At 64.1% G+C, this 19,180-nt stretch carries 17 protein-coding genes; 14 read left to right on the plus strand and 3 right to left on the minus strand.

Going from position 1 to position 19,180, the window contains the following annotated elements; translation table 11 throughout:
- Positions 1-170: 170 nt before the first annotated feature.
- The 3 genes from ACSU1L_RS00335 to ACSU1L_RS00345 all read left to right on the plus strand — a co-directional run bounded on the left by ACSU1L_RS00335 (position 171) and on the right by ACSU1L_RS00345 (position 3,318).
- Positions 171-857 carry a lysophospholipid acyltransferase family protein gene (locus tag ACSU1L_RS00335; protein ID WP_438255323.1) on the plus strand — a complete coding sequence of 229 codons (687 nt, stop codon included), beginning with the start codon at positions 171-173 and terminating at the stop codon, positions 855-857.
- Between the two features lie 37 nt (positions 858-894).
- Entirely contained in the window at positions 895-2,235 is a 1,341-nt protein-coding gene (locus ACSU1L_RS00340; protein WP_438255324.1) for a class II 3-deoxy-7-phosphoheptulonate synthase, read from the plus strand.
- A gap of 399 nt (positions 2,236-2,634) precedes the next feature.
- Entirely contained in the window at positions 2,635-3,318 is a 684-nt protein-coding gene (locus tag ACSU1L_RS00345) for a hypothetical protein (protein ID WP_439254222.1), read from the plus strand.
- An 87-nt stretch (positions 3,319-3,405) separates the two neighbouring features.
- Here ACSU1L_RS00345 and pknB read toward each other — a convergent pair whose 3' ends face one another.
- Positions 3,406-5,394, minus strand: coding sequence for a Stk1 family PASTA domain-containing Ser/Thr kinase (gene pknB / locus ACSU1L_RS00350; protein ID WP_439254223.1), 1,989 nt, complete (start codon positions 5,392-5,394; stop codon positions 3,406-3,408).
- A gap of 73 nt (positions 5,395-5,467) precedes the next feature.
- The gene (locus ACSU1L_RS00355) at positions 5,468-6,667 is read right to left on the minus strand and encodes a LysM peptidoglycan-binding domain-containing protein (RefSeq protein ID WP_439254224.1); all 1,200 of its coding nucleotides are present in this window, start codon (positions 6,665-6,667) and stop codon (positions 5,468-5,470) included.
- 130 nt (positions 6,668-6,797) lie between these two features.
- Here ACSU1L_RS00355 and ACSU1L_RS00360 point away from each other — a divergent pair, with 130 nt between their 5' ends.
- Positions 6,798-7,148: an Rv2175c family DNA-binding protein gene (locus tag ACSU1L_RS00360; protein WP_438255328.1), complete on the plus strand. Its 351-nt coding sequence runs from the start codon at positions 6,798-6,800 to the stop codon at positions 7,146-7,148.
- Between the two features lie 48 nt (positions 7,149-7,196).
- Here ACSU1L_RS00360 and ACSU1L_RS00365 read toward each other — a convergent pair whose 3' ends face one another.
- Positions 7,197-8,285 carry a polyprenyl synthetase family protein gene (locus tag ACSU1L_RS00365; protein ID WP_438255329.1) on the minus strand — a complete coding sequence of 363 codons (1,089 nt, stop codon included), beginning with the start codon at positions 8,283-8,285 and terminating at the stop codon, positions 7,197-7,199.
- An 86-nt stretch (positions 8,286-8,371) separates the two neighbouring features.
- Here ACSU1L_RS00365 and ACSU1L_RS00370 point away from each other — a divergent pair, with 86 nt between their 5' ends.
- From ACSU1L_RS00370 to ACSU1L_RS00415, 10 genes are all read left to right on the plus strand, one after another.
- On the plus strand, positions 8,372-8,761 hold the full coding sequence (locus ACSU1L_RS00370) for a DUF3040 domain-containing protein (protein ID WP_439254225.1): 390 nt from the start codon (positions 8,372-8,374) through the stop codon (positions 8,759-8,761).
- 230 nt (positions 8,762-8,991) lie between these two features.
- A complete protein-coding gene (gene mraZ, locus ACSU1L_RS00375) occupies positions 8,992-9,423 on the plus strand; it encodes a division/cell wall cluster transcriptional repressor MraZ (RefSeq protein WP_438255331.1) in 432 nt (143 codons plus the stop codon).
- A gap of 101 nt (positions 9,424-9,524) precedes the next feature.
- Entirely contained in the window at positions 9,525-10,463 is a 939-nt protein-coding gene (rsmH, locus tag ACSU1L_RS00380) for a 16S rRNA (cytosine(1402)-N(4))-methyltransferase RsmH (protein ID WP_438255332.1), read from the plus strand.
- Entirely contained in the window at positions 10,460-11,032 is a 573-nt protein-coding gene (locus tag ACSU1L_RS00385) for a hypothetical protein (RefSeq protein ID WP_438255333.1), read from the plus strand. Before rsmH ends, ACSU1L_RS00385 begins: the two co-directional genes overlap by 4 nt.
- 20 nt (positions 11,033-11,052) lie before the next feature.
- Positions 11,053-12,834: a peptidoglycan D,D-transpeptidase FtsI family protein gene (locus tag ACSU1L_RS00390; RefSeq protein ID WP_439254226.1), complete on the plus strand. Its 1,782-nt coding sequence runs from the start codon at positions 11,053-11,055 to the stop codon at positions 12,832-12,834.
- A gap of 28 nt (positions 12,835-12,862) precedes the next feature.
- A complete protein-coding gene (locus tag ACSU1L_RS00395) occupies positions 12,863-14,275 on the plus strand; it encodes a UDP-N-acetylmuramoyl-tripeptide--D-alanyl-D-alanine ligase (RefSeq protein ID WP_438255335.1) in 1,413 nt (470 codons plus the stop codon).
- Complete coding sequence (gene mraY, locus ACSU1L_RS00400) at positions 14,272-15,387, plus strand: phospho-N-acetylmuramoyl-pentapeptide-transferase (protein WP_438255336.1); 1,116 nt, start codon at positions 14,272-14,274, stop codon at positions 15,385-15,387. Before ACSU1L_RS00395 ends, mraY begins: the two co-directional genes overlap by 4 nt.
- A complete protein-coding gene (gene murD, locus ACSU1L_RS00405; protein WP_439254228.1) occupies positions 15,384-16,913 on the plus strand; it encodes a UDP-N-acetylmuramoyl-L-alanine--D-glutamate ligase in 1,530 nt (509 codons plus the stop codon). Before mraY ends, murD begins: the two co-directional genes overlap by 4 nt.
- On the plus strand, positions 16,882-18,060 hold the full coding sequence (ftsW, locus tag ACSU1L_RS00410) for a putative lipid II flippase FtsW (RefSeq protein ID WP_438255338.1): 1,179 nt from the start codon (positions 16,882-16,884) through the stop codon (positions 18,058-18,060). The genes murD and ftsW overlap by 32 nt, the downstream gene beginning before the upstream one ends.
- Entirely contained in the window at positions 18,057-19,130 is a 1,074-nt protein-coding gene (locus tag ACSU1L_RS00415) for a UDP-N-acetylglucosamine--N-acetylmuramyl-(pentapeptide) pyrophosphoryl-undecaprenol N-acetylglucosamine transferase (RefSeq protein ID WP_438255339.1), read from the plus strand. The genes ftsW and ACSU1L_RS00415 overlap by 4 nt, the downstream gene beginning before the upstream one ends.
- Positions 19,131-19,180: the final 50 nt, after the last annotated feature.

Raw genomic sequence — 19,180 nt, forward strand, 5'->3', positions numbered from 1 at the left:
TTCGGTACCGGTAGGGCACGGGTTCCCAAGAGTCTAGGGCACGAGAGCACCCGGAACGGGGTGATTCTGGAATCCAGTTGCGCAGTTTGTGAAACTGAGTCGCACCACGTGCGAGGCGATGGCGCGGCTGCGCTGCTGGAAGCATCGCCTCGGGGATAGACTTCGAGACGATGTTCTACTGGCTGATGAAGTACGTTGTGGTCGGCCCCATCGTCAAGGCGATCTTTCGTCCTTGGATCGTGGGGAGAAGCAACGTGCCCAAGCACGGCGCCGCCATCCTGGCGAGCAACCACCTCTCGGTCTCCGACTCGGTGTTTCTGCCGTTGCTGATCGATCGACGGATGTCGTTCCTCGCGAAGAGCGACTACTTCACCGGCCGCGGCATCAAAGGGTGGGCCACGAAGTATTTCATGAAGGCGACCGGTCAGATTCCGATCGACCGTTCCGGTGGCAAAGCATCCGAGGCATCGCTGAACACCGGGCTGCAGGTGCTCGGCCGCGGCGACCTGCTCGGCATCTACCCGGAGGGCACACGCAGCCCCGACGGCAAGCTCTATCGCGGCCGCACGGGACTTGCGCGCATGGCGCTCGAGGCGAAGGTCCCGGTGATCCCGCTGGTCATGGTCGACACCGACACGGCGATGCCGATTGGTCAGACCGTTCCGCGGCTGGTGCGCGTCGGGATTGTCATCGGCGAACCACTGGACTTCTCGCGCTATGCCGGAATGGAGAACGATCGCTATATCTTGCGGTCGGTCACCGACGAGATCATGGTCGCTCTGCAGCGGCTCGGTCAGCAGGAATACGACGACGTCTACGCCTCTTCGGTGAAAGAGCGGATGCCCCGTCGTAACTGACGCCGGTTACCGCTCTCCTGGCCAGTAAGCTGGGGCAATGCCTCAGCAGCACGATGCCAACCTTGACGTCTGGCGCTCCCTTCCCATCAAGCAGCAGCCCATCTGGACAGATGGCGATCGCGTCGCCGATGTGTCGAAGCAGATCGCGGCTCTTCCTCCGCTGGTGTTCGCCGGTGAGGTAGACAATCTTCGCGACCGCTTGGCGCGCGCAGCATCCGGAAACGCGTTCCTCCTGCAGGGCGGTGACTGCGCCGAGACCTTCGCCGGGGCGACCGCTGAGCAGATCCGTAACCGGATCAAGACCGTGTTGCAGATGGCGGTCGTGCTGACGTACGGCGCGTCGATGCCCGTCGTCAAGATGGGGCGCATGGCCGGGCAGTTCGCCAAGCCCCGCTCGAGCGATACCGAGACCCGCGGCGAGGTCACACTGCCCGCATACCGTGGCGATATCGTCAACGGCTACGACTTCACCGAGGGTTCTCGGCAGCCTGACCCAGATCGTTTGTTGCAGGGCTATCACACAGCTGCATCCACGCTGAACCTGATCCGCGCTTTCACGCAGGGTGGATTCGCGGACCTGCGTGAGGTGCACTCCTGGAACAAGGGCTTCGCGCAGAACCCGGCGAACCAGCGGTACGAGCGGATGGCGGCCGAGATCGATCGGGCCATCAAGTTCATGGAGGCTGCTGGCGCGGACTTCGAAGAGCTCAAGCGCGTCGAGTTCTTCACCGGCCACGAAGGCCTGCTGATGGACTACGAGAGCCCGATGACGCGCATCGATTCGCGCACGGACACTCCGTACAACACCTCGGCGCACTTCCTGTGGATCGGAGAGCGCACACGTGACCTCGACGGTGCGCACGTCGATTACTTCTCCAAGATCCGCAACCCCATCGGCGTGAAGCTCGGGCCGACGACGACACCGGAGACGGCGCTTCAGCTGATCGACAAGCTCGACCCGGACCGTGAGCCGGGCCGGTTGACGTTCATCACGCGCATGGGCGCCGGCAAGATTCGGGATGCCCTGCCGCCGCTGCTGGAAGCCGTTCGCGAATCGGGTGCTCAGCCGCTGTGGGTCACCGACCCCATGCACGGCAACGGCATCACGACGCCCACCGGCTACAAGACGCGTCGCTTCGACGACGTCGTGGACGAGGTGCGTGGCTTCTTCGAGGCGCACCGTGCGGTGGGAACCTTCCCCGGCGGCATCCATGTCGAGCTCACCGGTGATGACGTGACTGAATGCCTGGGCGGCTCTGAGCACATTGACGAGGCCGCTCTCGCGACCCGTTATGAGAGCCTGTGCGACCCGCGCCTGAACCACATGCAGAGCCTCGAGCTCGCGTTCCTCGTGGCGGAGGAGCTCGAGAAGCGCTGAGCGCCTTCCCTCCGCCCGCGAAACTTCACTTGTGTCCCTAAAACGGACGGTTTTACGCACACAAGTGAAGTCTCGCAGTCGGGGTGTGGATAAGTTCGGAGCGGGCAGCGCGCCGTCGGGCATCATTTGGGGATGCCGCGGCCGCAACCCATCCCAGAATCGTTTACGCGGAGAGCGTTCACCTTCCAAGATGCGATGGCGCAGGGCGTTTCGAGAAGCCGTCTGAGAGGTGCCGATCTCGCGCATCCTCATCGCGGGCTCTATGTGCCGTCCACTCTTGAGGACACCTTCGAGCTGCGATGTCGCAATCTTGTCCCGTTGCTCACCAATGATCAATGCTTCAGTCATTTGACGGCCGCACGCCTGTGGAGATTTCCGCTGCCGACAATGTGGACCGTCATGGAGCAGATGCACGTGCTCACGCTGACGGATGCTGCGCCGATGCGACGACGGGATGTCATTGGGTGGGAGACGGCACGCTCTGACATGTCGCGTACCGTTCTGGACGGGCTGCCGCTCGTGCGTCCGGCGGATGTTTGGGCACAGCTCGCAGTGCGTGGCGCCATGGGGCTCGATGTCGAGGGGCGCAAGCGCAATCTCAACAACGACTGGCTTGTCGCTGTGGGGGACTACCTGCTGACTGGACCATCGAAGAACGGGCGACGTATACCGTTGTGCACGCGCGAGGAGATGCTCGAAGTCTTGCGGCGTCGTAAGGGCAAGCGCGGCGGGCGACTGCTCAGGGAAGCATACGATCAGGTGCGTTCACCCGTGCACTCACCGAAAGAAACGCAGCTGCGGTTGGCGATGGTGGCTCATGGCCTGCCGGAGCCCGACGTGCAGGTGCCGGTGATGACGGCAGAGGGGCTGAGGCATGCCGATCTCGGGTACCCGGTGCTGAAACTACTCTTCGAGTACCAGGGCGACTACCACCGCACCGACCGGAAGCAGTGGTTGGAGGACCTCACTCGCGTGCAGCTCTTCGAGGATGCTGGCTACCGCCCCATGCTCATCGGCGCGGACGATCTCCGCCCGACGCGCGTGGCAGCTCTCATGTCTCGCATCCGCCGCGCCATGTCCTGACCGCGAGACTTCACTTGTGTGCGGAAACCGGCCCGATTTAGAGACACAAGTGAAGTTTCGCGGGGGACGGGGACGGGGGCGGGGGAGCTAGCCTTCGGCGAGATCCATCGTGAGAGTGATTGTCGTGCCCTTCAGCTGCGGGCTCGTCGGGCTGTAGGACACGACGCGAGTGTTCGCGTTGTTGATGATGCCCCAGACGCCGTCCGGCAAGATGACGTTTTCCGCGCTCACATAGGCGTACTTGAATCCAGCGTTGCTGAGTTCAGCGGTGGCCGCGTCGCGGGTCATCCCGGTGACATTAGGCACCTCAAAAAGCTGAGGCCCCTTCGACACAACCAAACGCGTCGAATCGCCCGGGCGCCAGTTGCCGCCGCCCTCACGTTCGGCCATGGAGATGACGATGCCGGCCTCGACATCGTTGCTGAACTCCTCGACCTGCTCGCTGACTGAGATCTCTTTCTCGGCCAGCGCTGCGACTGCGTCGTCAGCTGACATCCCGACGACATCAGGAAGCCCGCCCAGCGAGACGTACAGCTCGACGGAGTCGTCTTCGAACAGGTCGCAGCCTTCGCCGCAGATATACGGCTCACCTTCGGCACGCGGCGTCACGAAGGCATTGATCACGATGTCGTCGGCAGCGTCGGAGTAGAGCTCGAGCGTCTCATCAGCCACATTGACGTTGAGCTCAGCGAGGTACTGGCGTGCCTCTTCCTCGGTCTTGCCATTCAGAGGCTCGATGGTGTGCAGCGTGGGACCCGTGGAGACGAACACGGTCACGGATGCGCCCTTATCGAGTCGCTCACCAGCACCGGGATCAGAGTCGATGACCGTGCCGGCAGCAACCTCGACCGAGCTCCTCTCACCGGGAACGGCGACGAGTTCTTCATCCGCCAACAGCGCGGTCGCTTGCTCCAGTGTCTTTCCGGCAACGCTCGGCACGGCCACGAGCGAACCCGGTCCAGACCCGAACCACCAACCGACACCGCCGGCAACAACAGCCAGCAGCAACACCAGAGTGAGCAAGAATGCGCCGCGCGCGCGACGTTTGGAGGATCGACGTCGAAGCAGCGTCGCATTGTCGATGGGCTGCTGGACAGCGGCACCCGCCGTGGCGACCGGTCCGGTCGGATCATCAAGCGCCATCGTCGTCGGCATGACCTTGGTCAGATCACCGGAGTCGCTCTGGGAACGCAGGGGCACAGTCGCCGTCGTTGTAGCCATGGGCGATACGCCGAGCTCGCGCTCGATCTCGCGGAGCCGGTCGAGCATCTGCTGAGCGTCGTTCGGTCGCTCATCCGGAGACTTCTCCGTCGACCACAGTACGAGTTCGTCCAGCGGCTCGGGAACGCCCGGATTGCGCACACTCGGTCGCGGCACTGACTCGGTCGCGTGCTGGAAAGCGATCTGCATCGGCTGCTCACCCTTGTACGGCTGCTCGCCGGTGAGCATCTCGTAAAGCATGATGCCCAGCGCATAGATGTCGCTGCGGGCGTCGGCCATGCCTCGCGTGACGAGTTCCGGCGCGAGGTAGGCGATCGTGCCGAGCAGTTGCTGGCCCGTCGCGGTATTGGCAGTCGTCGCACGGGCAAGACCGAAGTCGCCGATCTTGATCCGGCCGTCTTCAGCGAGCAGCACGTTCTCAGGCTTAACGTCACGGTGAACGATGCCGGCCTTGTGCGCTGCTGCAAGTCCGGAGAGGATCGCGTCCATGATCGTGATGGTCTGAGCAATGCTCAGCCGGCGTTGCTCGCGCATCAGCTCTCTCAGCGTGATGCCGGGAAGATACTCCATGACGAGGTAGGCGAGTTCGCCGTCCTGGCCCTGGTCGAAGACATTGACGACGTGTGGATCGGCCAACCGAGCGGCTGCGCGAGCCTCTTGGATGAACCGACTCTGGAACACCGAATCGTCGCTGAGATGCCCGTGCATGACCTTGAGCGCGATGCGGCGCTCCAAGCGCAGGTCAGTGGCGACGTAGACGGTGGCCATACCGCCGCGGGCGATACGCGCACGCACACGGTAACGGCCGTCGACAAGCCGCCCGATGAGGGGGTCGGCCTGCTGATTGGTCGTCACGTACAGAGTCTATGAAGAACTGGCTGAAAGCCAGGGGAGCGGCTCACCCTTTCGGCGCGGAAACACCGGGGAATCAGCCATGAAGTGCGATCCACTCGTACGCCTGAGCCTCCCAAGCGCCGTAGCGCTCCGGGTATGCCGAGATCTGCACGGCCTGTGCAGCGTCGGTGAAGCGCATGCTTTCCCAACCGGCGATGTCGAGCAGTCCTCGTGTGGTCTGGCCATTCGGATCGGATGCTCCGCCGAAGAAGACCCGGATGCTGCGATCACGATTCATGATCTGCTCTGGTGTACCCCAACCCGTACTCGGACGCTGCTGGAACAGTCCGAGCGAATCTCGATCTCCCCAGTCGAGGTTGCGCAACCACGACTCGACCATCGATGTGGCCAGCGCGATGGCGATACCGCGGTCGGAGACGCCGAGTTCGCGTCCGATGCTGATGATGAGCGCCGCGTTCTCCGCCTGCGGAGTATCGAGCGCCGCGGTCTGCGGCCCCGTAGCGGCGGGCGCTGGAGCAGCAGGTGCCGGCGCAGGTGCTGGGGCGGCCACGATGATGCTCTCGCCGGGATAGATGATCGAGGCAGGGCCCAATCCGTTCAGACGGTAGAGCTCGTCGAGAGAAATTCCGTGCTTCTGCGCGATGGCGAAGAGCGTATCGCCGGGGGCGACCGCGTGCGTGGATGCTGCGGAACCGGGCGCCGCGGGCGGAACCGCGGCAGGCGCAGGGGCGGGCGCAGGTGCCGGGGCCGCCGCGCCGGAGATCGTGATGACCTGTCCCGGGTAGATGACCGATGCGCGGCTGAGCCCGTTGGCGGCCAGTACCGCGTCGACCGACGTGTCGTACTTCTGCGCAATGGCGAAGATTGTGTCACCGGCGACGACGGTGTGCGTCACTGCGGCGGGTGCTGGCGCGGGAGCGGGAGTAGGTGTGGCGACCGGAGCCGCACCCGTGAGCGAGAGCGTCTGGCCGGGGTAGATGACCGAGCGCCAGCTCAGATCGTTCCACGTGAGCACGTCGACGGTGCGGAGAGTGAACTTCGCGGCGATCGCGGAGACAGTGTCACCGCTCTGCACGACGTAGGAGGTCGGGGCCGCAGCCATCGGAATCGGTTTGGGAACCACTGTCAGTCGATGATGCGATCCAGTATCGAAAGATGTTGTGGCAGCGGTGGCGGGCGCGGCGCTGAACGCCGTCGCCAGAACCCCCAGCACTGCTGCTGGGACGCCGATCTGGGCGTAGCGGGTGCGGTGTCGCTCGGTTTGGAGTCTCAAGGATTCCCCCCTTTTGGGCTCATGAAACGCTGACACGGATGTAAACAGATGTCAACCAGAGTGGCTGATGTTACTGGAGTGACACGCGGGAGAATGTGCGATGTTTCCCGGGAAATGAGATAGTCGAACAGTGTCTGAGACTGCTCCCGAAACCCCGGCCTTCGAATGGCTGACGACCCCGGACCTCGTTGAGATCCTCGACGAACCGCTGGGCCGCGTCAGGAGGCTGATTGCCGAGCAGTACCTCGTCGGCTCCAGCCGCAACGGCGCGTTCGCGGTTCCGTCGATCTTCATCGTCGATGCGCGTCCGCTGGCCTCGCTGCGCGGCACGATCATCGTGCTGAAGGATGCGGGGTTCAGTGATGACGAGGTCATCGACTGGCTGATGGCCGACCAGGAAGAACTCGGGCGCACGCCGATCGCAGCGCTTCTCGACGGCCACAAGAGCGCGGTTCGCCGCGTCGCGCGCACTCTCGCCTGAGCGCACTTTCGCCAGGTGCCCTGCACCTGAGCAGGAACCTGCTCCGCTTCAGGCGGTTCGCACCGTCGCCGCTCGCGCGAGATCGCGCAGTTCGCTGACCGAGGCGTTGTCCAGCCGTGCGCCGGAAAGTGCGCGGTCCGCCTCCTGCGCGTAGGAATCGATGAGTTCCTCTACACGCGAGAGCGCCCCGGACTCGACGATCGTCGCCTGCAGGGCGGCCACCTGCTCAGGCGCAAGCTCGGGGTCACCGAGCATCTCATCGAGCACTCGGCGCCCCGACGGCTCAAGTCGTTCGCGGGTGAACGCGATCAAGACAGTGCGCTTGCCTTCGCGCAGATCATCGCCAGCTGGTTTCCCTGTGACGGACTCATCGCCGAACACGCCGAGCACATCGTCGCGCAGCTGGAAGGCCATTCCCACCGGATGCCCGAAGCTGCGCAGAGCGTCCGACTGCGCCTTCTCGGCACCCGCGAGCGCGGCGCCGAGAAGGAGTGGCTGCTCGATGCTGTAGCGCGCGGATTTCAACGAGACGATGCGCAGGGCACGGTCGGCATGCTCGGATGCTGGATTTACCCGCCACGCGGACTCCTCAGCGATGTCGAGGAACTGGCCGACAGTGACGCCGCGACGCATGCGTGCGTACTCGGCTCGCACAGCGGGCGCGTGAGCATGATCGGTCAACGCCTGCTCGAGCAGGTCATCGCTCCAGGCCACCAGCAGATCTCCGAGCAGGATCGCGGAGGCGCGCCCGAAGGCCTCGGCGTCCCCAGCCCAAGCGGATTCTCGGTGCTGCATCTCGAGAGCTCGGTGCGCGGCCGGGCGTCCGCGTCGCGTGTCGGAGTTATCGATGAGGTCATCGTGCACGAGGGCGGCGGACTGGAAGATCTCCAGCGCCGCGCAGAGATCCCACACGGCATTCGATTCGCCCGCATTTCGGTCCGCGAATCGAGCGACTGAGCGCCATCCGGCATGGCAGAAGCGGGCGCGGAGGCGCTTGCCGCCGCGCAGGGTTTCAGCTGCGGCATCGATGAACATCTCCGCATCCGGACCATACTGCGCTGACTCGGCGCGAAGCCCGCTCAGAACGAGGTCGAGGCGAGGGGCGATGGCATCGTGGACTAGCGTGGGAGAAAGCACGATACTCAGCTTAGGTTCTCAGCTGATATCTAGCCTCTGCGCCTGAGCCAGCGTAGACTGAAGCCACTGAACCCAAGGGGGGCGTTATGCCACTGTCAGAACAGGAGCAGCGTCTGCTCGATGAGATGGAACGCCATCTCCTGCATAATGACGCCGACATCGTCAGCGCGCCTTCCGGAGATCGCACTCTCAGCTACCGAAACCTTGTGTACGGTGCTGTTCTGCTTCTGGTCGGCATCGGCGCGCTCGTCGCTGGCGTGGCGCTCGGTGGCCAGATCGGCGCGGTCGGCAGCATCATCATCGGTGTCATCGGCTTCGCGGCCATGGTTGCCGGTGTGATCCTCGCAGCCACGCCGGTTCGTCGAACCGGCCCGAGCCGCGTCTCGAACACGAAGCGGCCGACGTCGCCGCAGAGTTCGGCCTCATTCATGGATCGTATGAACGATCGTTGGGATCGTCGCCAAGACGGTCGCTGACCCTCTTCCCTTTACAGACCCGGATGCAATCGCATCCGGGTCTTTTTTGTGTGCACTCCGTTTTCCTCCACTCGCATGACGACCCGATTCTCCGCGTGATCACGGGGGAGTCCTGGCGGGAGGTGAACGAATCTGCCATGCTGTCGAGACATTGCCATATAAAAGTGGAGCAAAGTGGAGTAAAGTGGGGCCAACCTCGATTTGGCCGGAAACAGAGGGGGTGATGGCCGATGTTGTTGGGGACGCACGCACCGAAGCTCGACGACAAAGGTCGGGTCATCCTGCCGGCGAAGTTTCGTGAGGATCTCGGTGGCGGCATCGTGGTCACTCGTGGCCAGGAGCGTTGCCTGTATGTCTTCAGCACCGCCGAGTTCGAGGCCATGCACGAGCGGATCCGTCAGGCGCCGCTCAGCAATAAGCAAGCCCGTGATTTTCTGCGCATGTTCCTTTCCGGAGCGAGCGCCGAAATGCCGGACAGCCAGAACCGCATCACCATCCCTGCTCCCCTCCGTCAGTACGCGGGGCTCGAGAAAGAGCTCATCGTCACGGGCGTCGGCGCACACGCCGAGATCTGGGATGCTGCGGCCTGGAACGACTACCTCGCTGCTGGCGAGGACAGCTATTCAGAATTGGAACAGGAGGTGATTCCGGGACTCTTCTGACCTCGACTGTGATGCCCCGCCGCTCCCGCCCCGACACACTTCCCCGGTGCCGGGTCGAGAAGCGGAGGGGGATCAGAGTCGAAGGTCAACCGGAAAAGATCATGAATCTTCGCGACATACATACCCCGGTTCTCCTCGAGCGCTGCATCGAGCTGTTGGCCCCGGCGCTGCAGCACGACGGAGCAGTGCTGGTGGATGCCACGCTCGGCATGGGCGGACACTCCGAAGCCCTGCTGGAGCGTTTCGACAACATTCGGCTCATCGGCCTCGACAGGGACACCGACGCACTGCGCATCGCCGGACAGCGACTGGAGCGGTTCGCTGACCGCATCACACTGGTGCACACCGTGTACGACGAGATCGGGCTGCACGTGCATGGCGCGTCGGGCATCCTCATGGATCTCGGCGTCTCCTCCTTGCAGCTTGATGAGGCGGAGCGCGGCTTCGCCTATGCGAAGGATGCTCCGCTGGACATGCGTATGGACCAGACGAAGGGTGTCACTGCCGCTGAGGTACTCGCCACATACAGCGAGGGCAACCTCCGGCGCATCTTCGAGCGCTACGGCGAGGAAAAGCTCGCCGCACGCTACGCGCGCTTCATCGTGCAGGCGCGGGACGAGAATCCCTTCGTCCGTTCGCAGGACCTGGTCGACCTGCTGCAGCAGGCCACTCCCGCGGCAGTGCAGCGAGCCGGTCACCCGGCCAAGCGGGTCTTCCAGGCGTTGCGCATCGAAGTGAACTCCGAGCTCAGCGTTCTCGCCGATGCGATCCCCGCGGCGATGGACGCCCTCGACGTCGGTGGGCGCATCGTCGTGATGAGCTATCAGTCGCTGGAGGACCGCTTGATCAAGCAAGCCTTCGCCGCGGCATCCGCATCCACTTCACCGGCCGGGCTCCCCGTGGAACTCCCCGAGCACGCTCCGCGTTTCCGGACCATCACCAAGGGTGCAGAACTCGCCAGCGATGAAGAGAAGGCACGCAACCCGCGCGCGATCCCGGTGCGCTTGCGCGCCGCTGAACGAATCAGGGAGGCAGCATGAGTCGCGCGACCGCGGCAGCGCTGCTGCCCGAACCACAGGCCCCCGCGACGCGTCCTGATCGCCGACTCAAGCCGGTCACAGCACCCGCCCCGCGGCGGCGTCCCAAACTCGCCTACGCCTTGATCGCCCTCGCGGGAGCAGCAGCGATCGGCATCGGCCAGATCGGCTTGTCGCTGGCGATCACGCAGGACTCGTTCGTGCTCGCAGACCTGAAGGCGCAAGAACGCGAACTCAACCTGCAATCCAGCGCCCTCAGCGATGATCTGGCCGGCATATCTTCTCCGCAGATGTTGGCGACCAAGGCCGCAGAACTGGGCCTCGTCGTCACCGGCTCTGCCTCCTACCTGCGACTGAGCGACGCCACGATCTTCGGGTCGAACACCGGAGCCGGCAGCCAATCGACCGTAGACCCGCGCGGCAACGGGGCCGTTCACAACGCCCTGCTGCAGCAGCCGGCGCCGCCGCCCGCCGCAGAAGAAGTACCTGCAACTGACGAGGCTGTGGACGCGGTCGATCCGAACCTTCCCCCGCCCATCACCGAGGGGCTTCCGAGCCCATCGACCCGCTGATCGGACATGGAGACACCCACATGACGACACGAGCAACGCGCGGCCCACGCCGACGTACTGTCGTCGCTCTCGCGGTGATCCTGGCTGTGCTGGCCGCATTCGTTGTGCGCTTGGTTGACATCCAGGTCGTGAGCGCGACCGAGCACGTCGATGATTCCCTGCATGTGGGCAAGCTCGGCACCACCAAGACTCTGTATGGCGATCGCGGAACAATCGTCGACGCCAGTGGCGTTACTCTGGCCTCGAGCATGAAGGTCTATGACGCGCAGCTCAGTCCTAGCCTGATCGTCGAGGTCGAGGAGGACGAGAAGAACCCGCCGAAGCTGCCCTGGAATGAAGCCGCCGACAAGATCGCGGAGATCATCGGTCAGGATGCTGATGAGCTTCGCACTGCCGTGGCCGCCAATCTCGAGGCAGACCCGCACTCGCAGTACTACCTGCTGAAGAACGGACTCAGCACGGAGAAGTATCTCGAACTGCGCGACCTCGGGCTCGTTTATCTCGACATGATTCCGCGGGAGACCCGGGTCTACCCGAATGGCGCGGTGGCCGGAAACGTGGTCGGCTTCGTCGACAGCGCGGGTCAGGGGCAGGCTGGAGTCGAGCAACTCGAAACATCGTGCCTCGCGCCGACCAATGGTGAGCACAGCTATCTGCGCAGCACAACCGGAGTGATCATTCCGGGCAGCGATCGCACCGTCGAAGCGCAGGACGGCGGCACGGTGCAGCTCACGATCAACAGCGATCTGCAGTGGTATCTGCAGCAGATGATGACTGAGGAAGCACAGGCTCAGGGGGCAAAAGCCGCCACCGCCGTGGTCGTCGAGGTCAAGACCGGAAAGATTCGGGCGGCGGCCGAGTGGCCCTCGCTCGACCCGAACGATCTGAACGCCTCGAATCCCGACGACTGGGGAACGAAGGTCTTTACACGCACGTTCGAGCCCGGCTCGACCTACAAGGCGGTGACTGCGGCGACCCTGATCGAGGAGGGCGCCGTCGATGACAGCACCACCGTGAGTGCGTCGAGTCGAGAGACCTTCCCGAACGGTGCAATGGTCAACGACGCGTTCGTGCACGGCGCTTACGAGTACACACTCGCTGGAGCCCTGATCGACTCGTCGAACGTCGCCCTGTCGAAATTCGGCACGATGGTTGATCCCCAGACCCGGTACGACTATTTGCAGAAATTCGGCGTCGGCGAGAAGACGATCAACTTTCCGCGCGAGGAGGGCGGCAGCCTGCATCCGGTTTCGAAGTGGGACAGTCAGTCGCTCTACACGACGACGTTCGGTCAGTACTTCACCGTCACTGCCCCGCAGGTCGCCAGCGTCTACCAGACCATCGCCAACGGCGGCGAGAAGATCGATCTCTCGCTCATCGAATCGTGCACGCTGCCTGACGGCACCGTCGTCAAGCCCGAGGCGCCTGAGCGTGAACAGATCGTCTCGGAGGCCACCGCCGACAAGGTCGCGCGGATGATCGAGAACGTCGCGGTGCAGGGCGGCCTCGCTGAACGGGTCGAGGTTCCCGGCTATCGCATCGGCATCAAGACCGGTACGGCGGAGGTTCCCGACGGGCACGGCGATTACAAGTCGGGCATCTACTTCACGAGTATGGTCGGCTTCGCTCCGGTGGACGATCCTGAGTACGTCGTGATCGTCACGCTCGACGAGCCGACTAGAATTACTTCATCAGCAGCGACGGCGGCCGGCTTCCAGAAGGCGATGACCCAGGTCCTGAAGACCTACCGCGTCTCACCGTCCACGGAACCGATGGACGAACTGCTTCCCAAGTTCAAGTAGCCGGCGTGAAGCCGCGCATGGAGATGTCATGATCGCCCTGTCGTTTGCCGAGATCGCTGCCATCACCGGCGGCGATCTGCGCACCATCGACGCTGATACCGCACAGGCAGTGGCCAGCGGCGTCGTCGATACCGATTCTCGGAAGATGACCGCAGGCGGCATCTTTGTAGCCAAGCCGGGCGCTGAGACCGACGGACACCGTTTCGTCGAGGCCGCCGCTGCCAACGGCGCGGTCCTCGCGCTCGTGGAGCACGCCGTCGTCGCCGACATCTCACAGATCATCGTGCCGGATGCCGTGGCGGCACTGGCAGACCTCGCTCGTGCCGTCGTCGCTCGGGTTCGCGAATCCGGTGACATGAAGGTCATCGGCATCACCGGGTCCAACGGCAAGACGACGACGAAGAACTTCCTCGCGCGCATCCTCAGCGATGAGGGAGAGACGATCGCGCCCATCGCCTCATACAACAACGAGGTCGGCGCGCCCGTCACGATGCTGCGGGTCACTGAGACGACACGGTTCCTCGTCAGCGAGTTCGGCGCGGCCGAACCCGGCAGCATCGCCCGCCTCGCCGGCCTGGTCGAGCCCGATGTCGCTGTCATCCTGATGGTCGGGATGGCGCACGCCGGCGGCTTCGGCGGCATCGAGGCAACGGCCCAGGCCAAATCCGAACTGATCACGGCCTCCCGGCCCGGCGGCGTCGCCGTGCTGAACATCGACGACTCACGCGTGTCCGCCATGCGCGAGATCGCGATCGCTCACGGCCAGCGCGTCGTCGGCTTCGGACAGAACGACTCCGCTGACGTGCGCGCGAGCGATATTCACGTCACGGCCGACGGCACGAGTGCAGTGATCACTGCGGCCGGTGAGTCACTGCCACTTCGATTGAAAGTTCTCGGTGCGCACCACATCAGTAACGCGTTGGCGGCAATTGCCGCAGCCGGCGTGCTCGGCGTCTCGACAGCGGATGCCATCGCGCGACTCGAAACGGTTGAGATCGCTGAGCGTTGGCGGATGCAGCCGATGGGCAACGACCGGGTGCGCATCATCAACGATGCGTACAACGCCAGCCCGGACTCGACCGCTGCCGCTCTGCGCACACTCGCACAGATCACCGGGCCAGACGAGCGCACCGTCGCTGTTCTCGGTGCGATGAGCGAGCTGGGCGAGAGCGCGGGGGAAGAGCACGACCGGATCGGTCTGCTCGCCGTGCGGTTGAACATTCGCCGCATCGTCGTGGTCGGTTCTGAGGCACGACGGCTCTATCTCGCCGCCGTCGGCGAGGGATCGTGGGACAGCGAGGCTGTGCATCTGCCCGACCAGGACGCAGCCTTCGACTACCTCAGCACAGAGCTGCGCGACGGCGATCGCGTGCTCGTCAAATCATCCAATTCCGTGGGCCTCAGGCATCTCGGCGATCGTCTGGGAGAATTGTTCTCGTGAGATCACTCCTGATGGCAGCGGCGATATCGCTCGCCTTCACCCTTTTCCTCACCCCGGTCTTCTTGCGGCTGTTCCGCCGCTGGGGCTGGGGGCAGGTCATCCGCACCCCGGAAGACATCGCGAACCCGAGTCATGAGGCCAAGCGCGGCACCCCCACGATGGGCGGTGTGATCTTCATCATGGGCACGATCGTCGGCTACTTCGTCGGCGTCTACGTCGGCGGCAGCACCCCGGCACTGTCCGCGATTCTTGTCATCTGGCTCATGGTGGGCTTCGGTGTCGTCGGGTTTATCGACGACTACATGAAGGTGAAGTCGCAGCGCAGCCTCGGGCTGTCCGGCTGGCGGAAGGTCATCGGCCAGCTGATCGTGATGATTCCCTTCGGCATCGTCGCGTTGAACTTCAAGAACCAGTGGGGGCAGACCCCTGCGAGCAGCCATGTGTCGCTGTTCCGTGACATCCCGTGGCTGAACCTCTTCAGCTTCGGCGTCATCATCGGCTGGATCCTCTATTTGATCTGGATCGCCGTGATCGGCATCGCAACATCGAACAGCGTGAACCTCACCGACGGCCTGGACGGTCTCGCCGCCGGGGCCGGTGTGTTCGTCGTCGGTGCCTATAGCCTCATCGCCTTCTGGCAGTTCAAGCAGTCCTGCATCGGCACCGGCGCTGGTGCTGAAGATGATGTTCTCGCGGCCTGTTATCAGGTGCGCGACCCCTTCAACCTCGCGATCATCGCTGCGTCTTTTGCGGCCGGCCTGATCGGATTCCTCTGGTGGAATGCGCCCAAGGCGAAGGTCTTCATGGGCGACGTCGGCTCGATGGCCATCGGTGGCGTCATCACCGCGATGGCGATCCTCACCCGCACCGAACTGCTGCTGCTCGTGATCGCCGGCGTTTTCGTGCTGTCGTCCGGATCGGTGATCCTGCAGCGTGCCTACTTCAAGATCACTCGCGGCAAACGGCTGTTCCTGATGAGCCCGTTCCACCACCACCTCGAGATGCGCGGTTGGCCAGAGGTGACCATCGTCGTCAGGTTGTGGATCATCGCCGGCCTTCTTGCTGTGTCAGCGGTCGGGTTGTTCTATGTCGAATGGCTCACGCTGGCATGACCAGATTGGATGCTCTGACCAGTTGGCACGCCGACTGGAAGGGTCTGCGGGTTGTAGTGCTCGGATTGTCGGTGACCGGCTTCTCCACGGCCGACACCCTCACCGAGCTCGGTGCTGACGTGCTGGTGCTCTCCGAATCAGCCTCGGACGAGTATGAACGACTCGTCCCGGTCATCGGTGCGCAACTGGAACTCGGACCGCTCAGTGAGGTTCCTGAAGTGCTTCGCGAGTTCGGTGCTGATGTCGTCGTCGCATCCCCGGGTTTCTCGCCGTCGCATCCGGTAATCCGCTGGGTGCAGGAATCCGGCATCGCCCTGTGGGGTGACGTGGAACTTGCCTGGCGCGTGCGCGATAAGGTCGTGCGCGCAGACGGCACTCCGGCGGATTGGGTGCTCATCACCGGCACCAATGGCAAGACAACGACGACACAGCTGACGGCGTCGCTGCTCGTCGCAGGCGGACTGCGTGCCGCGCCCTGCGGCAACATCGGAATTCCGGTACTGGATGCTGTGCGTGATCCTGCCGGCTTCGATGTGCTGGTCGTCGAACTCTCCAGCCACCAGCTCTGGTACATCGCACAGAGCAGCGCGGCAGGGGAGCTGGTTCCCTACGCGTCGGTTTGTCTGAACCTCGCTGACGATCACCTCGTCTGGCACGGCAGCGCCGAGGCCTACCGCGCAACAAAGGCCATCGTCTACCGCAACACGCGAGTCGTCTGCGTCTACAACAAGGCCGACGCGGCAACGCAGCACATGGTCGAGGAAGCAGATGTCACGGAGGGAGCCCGAGCCATCGGCTTCGATCTCGGCGTGCCCGGGCCCAGCGACCTCGGCGTCGTCGACGGTATTCTTGCCGACCGGGCGTTCCTCGATGACCGTCGCAACAGCGCGCTGGAGATCACCACGCTTGCCGACCTCGAGAACGCGGGTCTGTCCGCCCCGCACATCGTGCAGAACATCCTCGCAGCCACCGCTCTCGCCCGCTCTCTCGGAACGACGCCGGAGGCGATTCGCAGCGCGCTGCAGGCATTCCGCCTCGACGAGCACCGTATTCAGGTCATCGCCCGTCATCAGGGCATCACCTGGGTCGACGATTCCAAGGCCACCAACCCCCATGCCGCAGCCTCGTCGCTGCGCGCGTATCCCGGAGCGGTGTGGATTGTTGGGGGAGATCTGAAGGGCGTCGACCTGTCGGAACTGGTCGCGGATGCCGGGCGGATCGCGCGAGCGGCGCTGGTCATCGGAGCCGAACGCACCGAGGTGGTCGCGGCATTCGAGCGACACGCGCCCGCAGTCCCGGTGATCGAGGTCATCACTGGTGAGACTGAAGACGTCATGACTCGTGTGGTGGAACTTGCCGCAGGGATCGTCACCGACGGGGGCACAGTGTTACTGGCTCCTGCCGCGGCATCCTTCGACCAGTTCACCAGCTACGCGGATCGTGGCCACCGCTTCGCCGATGCGGTGCGCACGTGGATCGAGCGGGGGAGCGCGGATGACGCAGACAGCTCGCCCACCGCGCACTGAATCTCAGGGACTCGCGGCACGCGTCTCACTCGGGCGGATTTTCACGCCGCCCTCCAGCGAGTTCCTTCTGATCGCATCCACCGCGCTGCTTCTCACGGCGTTCGGCATCATCATGGTGATCTCGGCGACCAGCGCCACCGAATCCGGATCCATGGATACCGCCCTCAAGCAGGCGATGTTCGCCGCTGTCGGCATCCCGCTGATGTTCCTGGTCAGCCGTATTCCGATCGCATTCCTGAAGAAACTGGCCTGGCCGGCGCTGATCGGGGCGACGCTGCTGCAGCTTCTGGTGTTCACGCCACTGGGCATCGAAGACGCCGGAAACCGCAACTGGATCGACCTCGGCGTCGTCTCCATGCAGCCCTCGGAATTCCTCAAACTCGCCCTCGCGCTGTGGATCGCTTACGTACTGCTGCGCAAGCGCACACTTCTCGGTATCTGGCGGCACGTGTTCATCCCGGTCATCCCGGTCGGACTGCTCGCGATCGCCACCGTGATGGCAGGACGTGACCTCGGAACCGTGATGGTTCTCGTGGCAATCCTGCTGGGATGCTTGTTCTTCGCCGGCGTCAAACTGCGCCTGTTCATCCTCCCGGTCTTACTGGGCGTGGTCGGCATCATCGCACTTGCCGTCGTCAGCCCGGACCGGATGCGTCGCATCACGATGGTCTGCTCGGACATGGCCAATTACGAAGACGACTGCTACCAGTCGATTCATGCCGTATGGGGCATGGCGAAGGGTGGGGTCTTCGGCCTGGGCCTGGGCAACTCGCAGGAGAAGTACGGTTGGCTGCCCGCGGCGGCCAACGACTTCATCTTCGCGATCGTCGGTGAGGAGCTTGGGCTCATCGGATGCATCGTGGTGCTGGCACTGTTCACCTTCTTCGCTGTTGGTGCGTTCCACATCATGCGGAAGACCCCCGACCCGTTCATCCGTGTTGCCGCCGGCGGCATCACCGTCTGGATCCTCGGTCAGGCGCTCATCAACATCGGTGTCGTGATCGGCATCTTCCCCGTGCTCGGGGTGCCGTTGCCGTTCATGTCGCAGGGTGGCACGGCGCTGTTGTCCGTGCTGCTGGCCTGTGGAGTGCTGCTGGCATTCGCTCGCACGATTCCCGCATCAGAGCGGGATAGGGTCACCAAGTGACTTCGTACCTTCTCGCCGGCGGTGGCACCGCCGGCCATGTCAACCCGCTGCTCGCCGTCGCCGACGGGCTTCGTGAGCGCGACGCCCAGGCCGACATCCTCGTGCTCGGCACGAAGGAGGGCCTGGAAGCGCGCCTCGTACCCGAACGGGGCTACGAACTGCTCATCGTGGACAAGGTGCCGTTCCCGCGCCGACCGAACAAGCAGGCCCTGGCGTTTCTCGGACGATTCCGCACGGCCATCGCGCAGGTGCGAGCACACATTCGTGCGCACAGCATCGACGTCGTGATCGGCTTCGGAGGGTATGCCTCGGCACCGGCATACGTCGCCGCGAAACGCGAGAATGTGCCGTTCGTCGTGCACGAGGCCAACGCGAAGCCTGGCCTGGCGAACGTGCTGGGTGCTCGTTCGGCCGCTGGCGTCGGTGTCGCATTCGCCGGCACTGCGCTGAAGGGCAGCGAGGTTGTGGGAATGCCGTTGCGTCGTGAAATCGTGAATTTGGATCGTGACGCACTGCGTGCCGAGGCGGCAGAGCACTTTGGGCTGGATGCCACACGCCCCGTGCTGCTGGTCTTCGGCGGGTCGTTGGGCGCACTGCACCTCAACGAGGCCGTGGCTGATTCCTGGGGCGATGTGCTCGCTGCCGGTTGGCAGCTGTTGCATGTGACGGGGGAGCGAAGCGACCTCGTCGATCCGGAGGTGCCAGGCTACGCACTGCGTCGATACGTCGATCGGATGGATCTCGCATTTGCCATGGCAGACCTCATCGTGTCGCGCTCTGGGGCGGCGACGGTCAGCGAGATCAGCGCGCTCGGCATGCCCGCGGTGTACGTGCCGTACGCCGTCGGTAACGGTGAACAACGACTCAACGCGGCCTCGAGCATCGATGCGGGTGCGGCGATCGTCATCGACGATGCGGACTTCACCGGTGACGCCGTGCGTGCGCAGGTGATCCCGCTGCTGGCCGATGCCGAGCGTCGGGCGCGAATGACGAATGCTGCGAAGAACGTCGGTACCCGCAACGGCACTGAGAATGTCATTGCGATGATCGATCGGGCACTCGGCGCCTGAACAGCACACACGTGACTGGGGCGGCGTGGCCAGAGGTCACTGTCAGGGCA

The organism is Microbacterium sp. A94 (assembly GCF_051842855.1).
Lineage (GTDB): Bacteria > Actinomycetota > Actinomycetes > Actinomycetales > Microbacteriaceae > Microbacterium.